Here is a 13,445-nt window from a genome sequence, read left to right as displayed (position 1 = left end):
CCTCTATCGTGCGTTTTCCAGAATAATGGTATTGCCTATAGCTCCCGCTCCGCAGGCGGCAACAAGGCCGAACTGAGCATTCTCGTCCTGCATACGGTTACAGCAACTGGCAATAAGCCTCCCGCCCGTTGCCCCGAAAGGGTGGCCGATGGACAGAGACCCCCCCCGGGTGTTGAGCAGTTCCTGATCAACGACGCCCATTTTGCCATCCAGCCCCAGTTTTTCTCGTCCCCATTTTTCTGATTCCATATAACGGATATTGGCGAGAATCTGCGCGGCAAAAGCTTCGTGGATTTCCAGAACTTTTACATCGGCAAGAGAGATGCCCGCATTTTTTAAGGCGCGAGCAGCAGAAAAAGCCGGCCCCAGCAGCAGTTCTTCCCAGGGATCGGATCCTGCCTGGGAATAAGCCCGGATATAGGCTAAAGGTTTTAACCCCAGAGATTTCGCTTTTGATTCCTTCATAAGCAGTACTGCCGAAGCGCCATCCGTGAGAAATGAAGAGTTAGCCGCTGTAACGGTTCCGTAGCGCTTATCAAAAGCCGGTTTCAAGGAGGCCATCTTTTCGGCAGTGGCATCCGCACGCGGTCCGTTATCATCCTTCACCAACTTGCCTGTCTGGGGGACAACAACGGGAACGATTTCCTTTTTCATAATTCCATTCTTGATAGCGGCGTCAGCCAATTTATGAGAACGGGCGGCAAACTTGTCCTGCTCCTCTCTGGCAATGCCAAGGCGGCGCGCCAGCCTGTCAGCATTGGCGCCCATGGAAAGACCCGTGGAATACTCAGCAATAGCCGGTTGATCGACAGCAAAGAAATCCTTAAGCTTCATTCCCTTGAGCAGCTTAAGTTTCCCTGAGATGCTTTTAGGGCGCTTATACAGGGAGAGATCGAGAAGAAAGCGCCGGTACCGCTTGCCGATTTTAATTGGGAGATCGGACATGGATTCCACGCCGCCGGCAATAACTGTGTTCACTTGGCCGGAATTAATCATATCGCAGGCGGAGGTAACAGCGATGTTCCCCGAAACACAGGCCGCCGTGCAGGTATGAGCAGGTATCGTTCTGGGAAGCCCCGCACCCAGCATTATCTCTCTGGCTACATTGGTTGTGGTAACCTCAGCTATAACCGTGCCCATGATTACATAATCGATGAGCGAAGGATTAATCCCCGTTCTGACGATGAGCCCTTTGACAGCATAGCGACCAAGCTCCCAGGCCATCAGGTCATAATAGTCCGTGCCGGCACGCATAAACGGTGTCCGGCAGGCATCAATAACAGCTACTCGATCGTGATTATTAGTGTTCATACATTACCTCTCTTCTTTAGAATATCCGGTATCACCGTCACCCGGAGTTTTTTCTTGTCGAATTTTCCCACGCTGGTCTTGGGAAGTTCCTGCATGAAAACAATTTCATCAGGAATCCACCATTTGGCGACCTTATCTTTTAGATAATCCTGTATCTCCTCTTTTGTAATAGTCTTTGCTGCCTCAGGCTGCGGCACAACGCAGGCCAGAGGCCTCTCCTGCCATTTCTCATCGGGCATACTGATTACCGCCGCCTCCAGCACCTTGGAGAATCCCATAATAACGTTTTCCAGATCGATGGAGGAAATCCACTCCCCTGCGCTCTTAATGAGGTCTTTTGTCCGATCAACGAGGGAGATATAACCTTCTTTGCTCATTGTTCCAATATCGCCGGTATGAAACCACCCGTCCGGAAAGGTGACCGCGCTTTGTTCTGGGTTTTTATAATATTCTGAGGCGATCCAGGGCCCGCGTACCAGAATTTCTCCCATTTCCTTGCCATCCATGCGCACTTCTTTGCCCGTTTGCGTGTTGATCAGTTTTACATCAAGTCCCGGTATGGGCATTCCCGCTGTGGTCCGGATATCAATCTTTTCATCAACACTCAGAGTTTCCATATAGCTTTTGGGAATGGACAAGGTGACAACTGGCGACGTTTCCGTTGCTCCGTAACCCTGCGCTACAATGACGCCGTATTTTTTTTCAAATGATTCAATGAGATGCCGTGGCATGGCCGATCCGCCGGAGAATAACCGGCGGATGGAAGAAAAGTCATGTGCTCCGCCGTTTTCCAGGTAACTGTGGAGCATTATCCAAATAGTCGGCACACCGCAGGAGAAGGTTACCTTCTCTTCGGCGATGATCCGGCACAGCACCGTCATATCCAGGATTTGACGCCCCGGCAGCACTTGTTTCATGCCGCGCAAAGTGCAGACAAATGGAGCACCCCAGGCGTTGGCATGAAACATGGGAACGATATGCAGCATACAGTCGTTTTCCTGGACGCCCATGACAATCCCAGTGGCAAAAGAGTGCAACACGAGACCACGATGGCTGTAAACAACCCCTTTGGGATCACCCGTTGTTGCCGAAGTGTAACAGATGAGGCATGGTTCGTTTTCATCGCGGTCCAGTGGGAAATCATAGCTCTCCGGATATTCTTTAATCAGATCGTCATACAGGACAACCGGAGAGAGTGTGGTTGATGGCATTACCCCGGTTTGGGACATGATGACATATTTTTCGATAGTCTTGAGTTGATCTTTAAACGGCTCAATAAGGAAGTAAACATCTTCGTCAATGAAGAGAATGCGGTCTTCTGCATGATTAATGATGTAAACCAGATTTTCAGCGGACAGCCTTATATTAAGCGTGTGCAAAACAGCACCCATGCACGGAACGCCAAAGTAAAGTTCCATATGGCGATGGTTGTTCAGAGAAAAAGAGGCAACCCTGTCACCCTTTTTGATGCCAAGCGAGTGAAGGGCTCTAGCAAGCTGGCATGTGCGATTGTACCAGTCAGCATAAGTATAACGGAAAGTTCCGGTCGCGTAAACGGACACGATCTCCTTGGTTGGATAATACCTGGCCGCATGCTGCATGAAATTGGTGAGCAACAAAGGATAGTTCATCATGGCTTTAACCTCCCTGTGCTAAATAGTTTTGGTGCTTAAAATTATGATAATGATGGTGCCTATAACCCCATAAACCGGGCAATAATGACTTTCATGATTTCGTTTGTCCCGGCAAAGATCCGTGTCACCCGGATGTCGCGCCAGGCGCGTGATATTCCGTATTCATCGCAGTACCCATACCCCCCGTGAAGCTGAAGGCAATGGTCCGCGACCTTGTTGGCCATGTCCGTGATCCAGTATTTGGCCATGGACGTCTCGATCACAACGTTGAGACCCTCCATATGGTCCATGATCAACTTGTCAACGAAGGTCCTCCCGAGCTTGATCTCGGTGGCCATTTCCACAATGGTGAACTGGTTGACCTGAAACTTGGAGATGGGCTTTCCAAAAACTGTCCGCTCCTTACAATACTTGACGGTGATCTCGAGCATGAATTCGGCGGCTGCCATGGCTCCGATTGCGCAGACAAGGCGTTCCTGCTGAAGCTTCAGCATAAGATTCAGAAACCCTGTCCCCTTCTCACCCAGGCGGTTGCTCCTGGGGATCCGGCAGTCCGTAAAATAGAGCTCTGATGTGTCCTGGCTGTGCCAGCCGATTTTTTTGATCTGCCTGCCCTTCTCAAATCCGGGAGTGCCTGCTTCCACCAGATAAAGATCCACGGCTTTGTGGGGATCACTGCAGGCCGGATCCTTCGCAGCCACAACACACAGATCACAGTTGATCCCGTTGCTGATAAAGGTCTTCTGACCGTTCAGGATGACATCTTCCCCGTCCTCCACGGCCGTCGTCTTCATGGCGGCAAGGTCGCTTCCCGTATTGGGTTCCGTCATGGCCACCGCCGTAATGATATCTCCGGTGACACAACCGGGGAGATACTTTTGCTTCTGAGCTTCGCTGCCGAAGGTGGTAATGTAGGGAACAATGATGTCGCTGTGCAGCGACGCGGTCAGTCCTGAAAAGTTCGCCCTAACCATTTCTTCGCCGACAATTACCGAATAGAGGAAATCGCAGCCGGCTCCTCCATATTCCTCGGGAACAGCAGTGCATAAAAATCCCTGCTCCCCCATCTTTTTCCAGGCGCTCCTGGGAACAATTCCCGCCTCTTCCCACTCTTCAACATGGGGTACGATTTCTTTGTCAAGAAATTTACGGAGACTCTCCCGGAAGATATTATGCTCCGCCGAGTAGGGAATAATGTTCATGAACCAAATCCTCCTTATCTAAGAATGTTTTTAAGCAATTGGAAGTCCAGTTGCCTTCATCGATTCAGGGTCTTTGTAGTCCTTTTCGAGGGCTGCTCTCATCGTCATATTCCATATAATGATTCCATCATTTGATGGTATCATTATATGGATGAAATATAAAAGTCAAGTTTATTTTTTATTATTTGATTTAACTATCTATTGCTTCTGATGTAAGGGAGTATGAGAAGTACTGTATCGTATGTCAAAATGATTTTGATCGCTCCCCTGAACTGCCGATTCTAAGGATTTTTTCGAGCCCTCTGACTTTTCTTTTCTTCCCTGCTTGTGAAGGCCGGTGTGAGGACGAACTGCAGGGTCTCCTTGACCATTTCGATGTACTCTTTATGGTTGAGTTTAACCATGGGACGGAAGAAGTTTTCTCCGGAGACAAAATTATGGATGCCGTTCATAACTGTCAGGACTTCCAGCATGCCCCTGGGAGGTGTTTTTTTTGCGTCCTTTGTCAAACCCATTGAGCGGGCAATGTCGCCGGTGAATTCCGGGACTTTGAAATCAATTATCATATCGTGCCTTGTTTTGCTGAAATAACGATGGAACATGAGATTCGATACTTCGGGGTTGGCGAACAGGTAGTCCGTCATCAAAGCTATGGCAATTTTTATACGTTCCCCCAGGGGACGGCCATGGATTATTTTTTCCACCGCGCTAAGCTCGCGTCCCAAGTCGCGGTTCATGTCGAGGATGACGGCCTCATACAGGTCCTTTTTGTCACCCCAATGGTAGTGCAGTGTGGAAATGTCGATGCCAACTTCCTTGGCGAGCATCCTGGTTGTCGTACCGTGGAAACCGTATTCACCGAACACGATACGCGCAGCGGCAAGAATCCTTGCCTTCATCGATTCGGGGTCTTTGCGGGCTTTTTCGAGTGCTGTTCTCATGTTTTTTATTTTATAGTACGCTTCCATCGTTTGCAAGTTTATTTTTCAATTTTTGCTTGAACAACTTGTCTCATGTTAAAATAAACTGTCAGGGGCAATCCATGTATCTGCATTTATATTCCAGATTATACCGCGCCTTTTGCTTGGCCAGTTCATTTACTATACATAGGCCGCCACCAAGCTTACAGGGATCCATTTGCAGTACTCTATTGTTCAACCGGTCATACATTTCCGGATCCTTGATGAGTGCAGCAAGATACCTTGCCTGCAATACATCCATCACTCCAAATTCACCATTTTCCGCCTTGTTGCCGTTAGCAAATGCATCGCGGGAAGTTTCAGCTCCTCCGCCCAAGGCCATTACGGGTGGTATAATTGCATAAAAGACGCCCAGAACAGCCCAGTTGACCCCCCAGGAATATTTTGGATCAATCTCGTTGCCACGCTTAGCCGCAGCAATGCCATCCTGGACATCCATAATCACATCCGGAGTTTCCAACTGCAGCGTTACCCGCTTGGCAAGATTGACCCCATACCAGGTCAGAGCTTTCAAATCATCTTTAGTCAGGAATTTAACTGCATCATAAACAGGTGTCCCACTTTCTAAAGCTTTACGGAATTTAGAATTATTGACTTTCATGGCTCGCAACGCATATTCTGTTCCAACCTTGTAAAGAGATATGGCGTAATCTTCATTTCCGTCCTCTACAAACAGAGCATATGCAGCATACAGGAACGACGTTGTTGACAGCAGTTTATAATCTGTCGGCGCCAGTTCGGTCAGACCTGTAATCACCAGCAGAGCCCCGGGGAGACCGTCTTTTACAAAGGCACCATTATTTGTCCTCATAATGCCATCCACAAGATCATCCACCGACGTGTCCAGTAAAGTAACGGCGGTATTCTGTACAGTGTGCCTTGTTGCCGTGCACCCGGATACACCCACGGCCAGGAAAAAAATTAAACCGATGATTGAGATGCCCTTGAAAAGAAGTCTAATCTTTTTTGTCATCATTTCAGTCTCCTAATAAAGCTTTTGAATTATAGACCATCATTTTTTCAATGATGCGGGCCTATAAAAACCACCGAACGCCTTGTTACAGGGAACTGCTGATAAAAAAGCTCAATGTTTAATTATTAAAATTAAGCCGTAAATGCCGGAAAAAATGCTCTTAATACACGGGGCACCCGATCTTTAATGAACGCCTACGCCTTGGCTATTGGATAGTTCAACTTACTCTTCAATGAGCCTTGATTTTCACCCTAAAGGGCACTGCGCCGAAACGCAGCATTTGTAAATTTCTAGAGCGAATTATCCCCCCACCTTCAGGCAACAAGGACAAACTTTGTTACACTCGTTCTCAGAAAGTCTCATTACAACTTACCAATTCCGTTGTGCCTATAGTGACCCCATGGTGCCCTTTAGGGTATTTAGGTTATGCGCTTTCGGAATGGGAGTTTCAGTAATAAACAAATTTTAAAGCTAAACTCTTTCGAATATTGTCGCCGGGGCCTGCCCGCCGCCAGTGCAGAGGGTCACCAAGGCGTATTTCGCTTTCCGCCGTTGCAGCTCATGGATCGCGGTGACACTGAGACGGCACCCGCTGTTTCCCACAGGGTGTCCCAGCGCCATGGCGCCGCCATTGACGTTGAGTTTCGTCATATCGGCCCTGATCTCTTTCGCCCAGGCCAGCGGGATCGGCGCAAAGGCCTCGTTCACTTCGAAGAGGTCGATGTCGTCCATTTTCAAACCAGCCATCTTGAGCACTTTCGGCGTCGCGGTCATGGGGCCGGTGAGCATTAGCTTAGGGTCGGAGCCAACTACGGCGTTGGCCACGACGCGAGCCAGCGGCGTCAGCCCCAGCTTCTTCACTTTTTCACCACTCATGAGCAACACCGCGGACACCCCGTCTGTTACTGTGCTGGAAAGACCTGCTGTCATCCATTCGGTTCCGGGCAATACCTTGAGACTGTCAAGTCCTTCCCTGGTAACTCCGGCACGCATCGGCTCATCGGTATCGCAAAGGATTTTGTTACCGTCCTTGTCCAGTCCCCGCACAGGCATGATCTCTTTTTTAAAATAGCCTTCTTTCGTGGCCTTTAAAGCCTTTTCGTGGCTCGCGATGGCAAAATCCTGACACTCTTCCTTGGTTATTTTCCACTGGTTGGCTATGGCCTGAGCAGAGACTATCTGGTTCGGCATGCCGTAACGGTCCAAGTATAATTGCGTGATTGGATGTCCCGCATTCTCTCCGTTGGGTAACGTGCCTTGCACATCGGAGCTGATGGTATACTTGGACATGAGTTCGCATCCGCTGGCAATTACCGTATCCATAGTCCCCGCGGCTATCATTCCCGCGCCAAGTTGTATCGCGGAAAGGCTGCTCCCGCACTGGCGGTTCACACTGATACCTCCCAGCGTCACCGGAAGCCGTGATGATAGAACACCCATTCGCGCAATGTTGAATCCCTGTTCGCCGATCTGGTACACGCATCCGGTTATAACATCGTCCAATTGATTTACGTCAAGTTGGACGCGTTCGACAACCTCGTTGAGTACAAGAGCAAGCAGTTCCGGGGCTATGTATTCACGATAATACCCTTTTCGCCTGCCAACCGGCGTTCTGACAGCACTGACAATAAATACATCTCGCATTTGATACCTCCTGTTGAATTAAATAAACCGCTTCTCTATAAATAACTGATTTGCAACATTGACTATCCGACCACCGTCGAACCGGCGTGGTGGTGGTAAAACGTACCTGGAGAGGAATTACATACACTCCGGTCTTTTGAGACAAAACTGCACAAGAAGATTCACAGATTCCTGCCTTTGCCTTTACGTGTTGTGAATTTATTCATACTAAAAAACAAAGTCCCACAAGTTCGGGGCTACTCCCATCGCCTTCTTCCATATAATGATTCCATCATTTGATGGTATCATTATATGGAAGAGATATAAAAGTCAAGTTTATTTTTTAATGTATGATTTAATCAGATATTTCTTCTGGTGGAGGGGAATACGAGCAGTTTATTCTTTTATTTTTTCTTCCAGCGGACCGGTTTCATGATAAAGGCTAGTGCTTTTCCCCAAATCAAAACAATGCTCTAATCCACAAGCCTGCAGGGCCTCTTCTACAAAGTTACAGCAATTATGGGTTACAGGATTATATTCGAATACTTTTGTCCGTTTCCCGGTTTTTAGCGTATTTTCAGGATTGTACCTTTCAGCATATCTACGCAGACAATCCTGATACCATTGAGTTGTCTTTCTGGTAGATTTATTATTAATACAAATTGACATTGTTGCATAATTGCGTCCTATACTATCCAATTTTGCCCGTTCATTTTTGTCGGTAAATTCCACAATGTCAAAACGATCAGTGGTCACTCCGAATAAAGTAATTACCGCCCCGCTTTTATGAAAATCTTTCATGCCTGCTTTTTCCAAATCAGATAAAGATTGCAGTTCAAGCTGATAAAATGAATGTGGACCTGTTTCGATACGAATGGCACAATGAGAAAATATCCCACCCCACATTTTATAAAGTTCCAGCGTAGGCTCTTTAACTATTTTTGATAAATAGGAAGCAGTCCCCTGTCTTTCCTTAAAAGATTTAATCTTTTTATCAATTGATTCCTGATTTACTATAGAAAAGCCGCCTTTTGGAAGATCGGAATCTTCAAAAAAAGAATATACAACATTAGAGGACACATTAGTTTCAATTTGGGTTTCGCCTCTACGGTTTGCTTGTCTTCCTTCCTTCGTTTTGTTGCTGGCGATAGGTTTTTGGTAATCATACCCGATCACGCGAATGCGTGAACCATCGATACCAAACTTTTGAACAAGATATGCTTTTATATTAGCGGCACGAAGGTAGGATAGTTTAACATTGACCAACTCTTTGCCGACATTGTCTGTATGTCCAATGATAACCACCGTCCTTACGGGATATTTGTTCATCGCGTCGGCAATTCTCTTAATGTCATTGTGATATTTTGGTTTGATGTTTGCCTTGCCGGTATCAAACTGCACATTCAGGGTAATGGAAACATCTTCTGGCACAGGTTCCGTTTTAGAAACTATTGTCTGCTCTATTGCGGAGCCAGGTTCGTTTACAGGCATCGCCTCTTTGGAAACTTTAACAGGTTGAGACGGGGAAGCAGCTATCGGGTTATCAATCTTCTGCGCAGGCTGGCTTGAATTCAATTCCGGATTGACATCTGTAGCGTTAAATGGGGCTATGGATTTTTGAGAAGCACAACTGACAAGCAACAAACTCATCATCAAAGATGAAACCATTTTCAAGATATTCCTTAGCATGATTTATCTCCTGCAGTTAGCTTTTCAAGCATCCGTTAATTTGACGATAAAACAACTTCTAGTAACGGTTTTTCAGTTGCTCACTGCTTGTCATTTCCAGCCTACTCTCAGTCGGCGTAGCAATCCCCTTCTCCTTTACGCAAAGCATGATTTTAAACCATCTGTCATTCCGTCTTGGGACGTTGTAAATAACATAAAGAAAGGAAGAAGAGCGGCCGATTGCTGGATCACAACTGCAGTGCGATGTGAACGGTATCGGCTTCTCCCGAAACGGAGTGGGTTTTGAAGCCACGTTTCTGCGCGAATTTGAGCATCTTGTCGTTGCTTGGGAGTACGATGCCCTCCATCGTCTTGAACCCGCACTCGCGTGCCGTATCTTCCAGGGCGGTCATCAGCAACCCTGCCACACCGCTGCCATGCCAGGCATCGTCTACCGTTACGCCAAACTCACAACTACCGGGATTTTCGGTGTTCACATAACGCGCTACGCCGATTTCCAGCTCTTTATCATCACTCATGATGGTAGCAACAAAGGCCATGTGCCGGTCGTAATCGATTTCGGTGAAATACTTGAGCTTCTTCGGCGACAATTCCCTAAGCGACGCCATGAATCGGAAATAGCGGGATTCTTTCGACAGGTGCCGTATAAAATCCTGTTCCATGCCAGAGTCATCGGCACGGATCGGCCGGATGGACACAGTCGTATCCTTTAACAATACACGTTTTATAAAGTCTTGCGTCTTCATCGTTGAACCATAATAATTTCAGCCTTAAATTTAAATAATTAGATAAAACCGGAATCAGTCAGTGCTATCTGCATTGATATGGTTTGCCTTTTCCTTTATCTTTTCTTTCAGACGCATCTCTCTTCTGGTTTTTGCCTCCAGATTTTGACGTTGTTCCTCTTCTGTCTTGATGATCAGCGGGGGTAGCGGCATAGGTCGACCACTTTTGTCGAGGGCCACGAAGGTCAGATAGGCGGTTGATGTATGATGTATCCGTCCCGTCATAAGATTTTCGGTCTCCACCCGAACCCCTATTTCCATAGATGTTTTCCCTACGAAGTTCAGACTCGCTTGTGCAGTCAAAAGATCTCCGATAAAAACCGGATAATGAAAGTCCAACCGGTCAATGGAGGCCGTAACTGCATTGGCTCTTGCGTGACGAACCGCAACGGCGAGGGCCGCGGTATCGATGAATTTCATAATAACCCCGCCATGAACGTTTCCTGCAAGATTTGCATCTTGAGCAGTCATCTGCTGAGTCATGATGATACTACTGTCTTTACTTCGTTTACCTTCCATGTTCACACTCCTATGGATTCTGACGATTCCAATATGACTCAGTTACTGCCTACTATATAGACTCAAGTTACAACAAAGCAGATTGCTCATTTAATAGCATTGCGATCTGCGCGGACAAATATTGAATCATTAATCGCCAATTTATTGTTGCCGTTAAATACTCTATCAGGTTTATTACCCCTCATCGGGGCTACTCCTACTTGTACCCATTCCGTGTTACGTTTGAATTTAACAATCTCTTTGGATTCAATCAGGCTGTCCAGCATAAAATCATCGACGCAATCATAATGATTATCGTTACGAACAACTAACATATTCTCACCTCCTTGCATTTTTCAGAAACTACATTCATTCTTATAATGACCAAGATCATACAGAATCTTAATTATTTTCTTCGTCCATTTTAGCCGCAGCTTCCGTCGTGGACACTGTTTTGCTCATAAAAAACAGCCTGATAATGCCCCAGGCAATTAAAAAGAAGACAAACATGGCCAACAAGGTGGTCCATTCAAAAATACCGCTTTCCACCTTCGAGGCATGGAAGACATTGAGAAACGGCCCGGCAAATGGATAACTGACAATGTAAATGAAACTGCTGAAACCAGCAGAAGGGTTGGCGGCAAGCAGCTTTAAGCCAAATCGAAACGCCAATAGCACTTCAATGAGACCAAGAATATACCAGACAACCTGGGTACCGCGGTATAAAGGCCTAGTAGTTGCTGAACTGTATGATGAGTCCATATATTTTCCTCTCGATCTTTTAACTTGTTGAACATCTGTTACAACTCTATACGCTTTTCGGAGTGGACCTTCATTCGCATAAGGACCAACATCCTACATATAGTAACTGCAAGTAGCCTGCCAACAAACGAAAATAATAAGAAACTTGAATTCATCCTTTAATAGTAGATGGTTAGGTTAATAAGTGGGAATAATGGAGATATATAAAATGATTCGCTTGGCCTCAACATGCGGTGGAGCCTCAGCATATGGAGGGATATCAAGAAAATAACGTGCTTTTCAGGGAAACCCAGCCGTTTTTATGACAATAAGTATAGATGATAAGGATCGTTTTCTTTGGCGCCATTCACTATCATGTTCGCAATGAAGGTTCAAACTGCCCCCGCTATTTTCCAATAATAAGTTTATAGCTTTTTTCTCGAAATAATCGCAGGCAGACATCCACTACAGTGGCATCATAAAGGATTCCCCTGTTTTTCTCAATTTCCTCCAAGGCGGCATCAATGCCCAAAGACGGTCGATAGGGACGGTAGGAAGCCATGGCCTCCACCACGTCTGCCACAGCCATAATGCGGGCTTCCATGAGAATTTCATACCCTTTCAGATTTCTTGGATAGCCGGATCCGTCCATCCGTTCATGATGCTGATAAACAATTTGTGCCAGCGGCCAGGGAGATTCCACATCCTTCAGTATCTCGTATCCAATCAGGGAGTGTTCTTGAATCAGAGAAAATTCGATGTTTGTCAGTTTAGTGGATTTGGACAATATTTCTGAGGGTATAGACAATTTCCCGATATCGTGGATGGAACCAGCCATCTTTATTCCATCAATTTTCAGTTGATCTAATCCCATCTCCGTCGCGATGGCACTGGCCAGATGAGCAACCCGGAATTGGTGACCGGCCGTATAGGGATCTCTTACCTCTATTGCAGCGACCATGACCTGAATAGTTGTATCAACTGCCTTATTGAGGCTGTTAAGAGTCTCAAGAAGTTTCGCCTCTGCCAGTTTGCGCTCGGTAATATTGCGGGTTAAACCTATAATGCCCACTGGTTGCTGATTTGTATCTCTGATAAAGGAGAACTTCACCTCCGTCCACACGGTAGTTCCGTCTTTTCGCTTCATCTCCAACGGTATCGTACGGGATTCGTCACTCTTTATTTGTTTTATCTTCTCCAGGTCCATGATATCGGACAGGAGTTTCATAGCCAAATCCCTGGAGGAGGGCATCAATGCATCAGCGGGCGGTAATTTCAACACCTCTTCCGGTTCATATCCTCTAAGGATTCTTACGGAAGGGCTGATATAGGTGCAATTCAAATTCATATCCAGAACGAAAATGACGTCATTGACGTTATCAGCCAGCAGGCGATATTTTCTTTCACTTTCTTCTAAAGCCTCTTCCGCCAGTTTGCGTTTGGTGATATCTCTGGCGATTGCCTGGATTGCTACAAGTGTCCCGTTGGTCATGATGGCCGATCCGTGTGTCTCCACGTATATATGGGTGCCGTCTTTGCACCGTAACCTGAACTCCATCAGGCTTCTTTGAATACCGGTTTCACGAATCTCCTGTATTCCTTTGAAAGCAAACAGAAGCTGATCTTCGCTCAAGAGCGAGGCAAAATTGAGGGAAGGCATTTCTTCCCTGGTATAGCCAAGCCGATTCAAGGCGGCGGCGTTGGCATCGATAAAGCGACCTTCGAAATCAATTATGTAAACAAGATCGAGTGAACTTTCGAAAAGAGCCTTGTACCGCTCCTCACTCTCTCGCAGCGACTCGATTGCAGCCTCCCTTTGAGACTCAGTCTTTTTTCGCTCACTTATGTCGCGGATATTACATTGTACCAACGCTGCCCTGTCGACGAGATATATATCCGTATTGATACGCTTTCCGGATTTTGTTTTTACCGGAACATCATCGTAATTAAGAATGCCTATCTTGTTCAAATTTTGCATTGTCGTTTGGAAATCACCCTTGTCGAGCGCA

10 protein-coding genes and 2 pseudogenes are annotated in these 13,445 nt (G+C 46.6%); all 12 read right to left on the bottom strand.

The features are described 5' to 3' along the window. Nucleotides 1-3 precede the first annotated feature (3 nt). A complete protein-coding gene (locus tag CVU62_04385; GenBank protein PKN38102.1) occupies nt 4-1,311 on the bottom strand; it encodes an acetyl-CoA C-acyltransferase in 1,308 nt (435 codons plus the stop codon). Further along, the gene (locus CVU62_04380) at nt 1,308-2,945 is read right to left on the bottom strand and encodes a fatty-acid--CoA ligase (GenBank protein PKN38101.1); all 1,638 of its coding nucleotides are present in this window, start codon (nt 2,943-2,945) and stop codon (nt 1,308-1,310) included. The genes CVU62_04385 and CVU62_04380 overlap by 4 nt, the downstream gene beginning before the upstream one ends. Nucleotides 2,946-3,004: 59 nt before the next feature. Beyond that, nucleotides 3,005-4,147 carry an acyl-CoA dehydrogenase gene (locus CVU62_04375; protein ID PKN38100.1) on the bottom strand — a complete coding sequence of 381 codons (1,143 nt, stop codon included), beginning with the start codon at nt 4,145-4,147 and terminating at the stop codon, nt 3,005-3,007. A gap of 281 nt (nt 4,148-4,428) precedes the next feature. Next, nucleotides 4,429-5,088: a TetR/AcrR family transcriptional regulator gene (locus CVU62_04370; protein ID PKN38562.1), complete on the bottom strand. Its 660-nt coding sequence runs from the start codon at nt 5,086-5,088 to the stop codon at nt 4,429-4,431. 88 nt (nt 5,089-5,176) lie between these two features. Further along, nucleotides 5,177-6,103: a hypothetical protein gene (locus tag CVU62_04365; protein ID PKN38099.1), complete on the bottom strand. Its 927-nt coding sequence runs from the start codon at nt 6,101-6,103 to the stop codon at nt 5,177-5,179. 468 nt (nt 6,104-6,571) lie between these two features. Then, on the bottom strand, nt 6,572-7,744 hold the full coding sequence (locus tag CVU62_04360; GenBank protein ID PKN38098.1) for an acetyl-CoA C-acyltransferase: 1,173 nt from the start codon (nt 7,742-7,744) through the stop codon (nt 6,572-6,574). A gap of 375 nt (nt 7,745-8,119) precedes the next feature. Continuing rightward, nucleotides 8,120-9,412 carry a hypothetical protein gene (locus tag CVU62_04355; protein ID PKN38097.1) on the bottom strand — a complete coding sequence of 431 codons (1,293 nt, stop codon included), beginning with the start codon at nt 9,410-9,412 and terminating at the stop codon, nt 8,120-8,122. A gap of 227 nt (nt 9,413-9,639) precedes the next feature. Beyond that, nucleotides 9,640-10,158 carry an N-acetyltransferase gene (locus tag CVU62_04350; protein PKN38096.1) on the bottom strand — a complete coding sequence of 173 codons (519 nt, stop codon included), beginning with the start codon at nt 10,156-10,158 and terminating at the stop codon, nt 9,640-9,642. A gap of 54 nt (nt 10,159-10,212) precedes the next feature. Further along, nucleotides 10,213-10,716, bottom strand: coding sequence for an acyl-CoA thioesterase (locus CVU62_04345; GenBank protein ID PKN38095.1), 504 nt, complete (start codon nt 10,714-10,716; stop codon nt 10,213-10,215). A gap of 149 nt (nt 10,717-10,865) precedes the next feature. After that, nucleotides 10,866-11,030: pseudogene (locus CVU62_04340) on the bottom strand (hypothetical protein). A gap of 133 nt (nt 11,031-11,163) precedes the next feature. After that, nucleotides 11,164-11,457, bottom strand: a pseudogene (locus CVU62_04335) (YggT family protein). Nucleotides 11,458-11,842: 385 nt separating this feature from the next. Beyond that, nucleotides 11,843-13,445 (bottom strand): hypothetical protein (locus CVU62_04330; GenBank protein ID PKN38094.1); only part of this gene is annotated, 1,603 nt, incomplete at its 5' end.

Source organism: Deltaproteobacteria bacterium HGW-Deltaproteobacteria-2 (assembly GCA_002840505.1).
Taxonomy (GTDB): Bacteria; Desulfobacterota; Syntrophia; order Syntrophales; family Smithellaceae; genus Smithella.
Note: the sequence above shows the minus strand (reverse complement) of the source record. Positions and strands in the feature narration are given on the sequence as shown.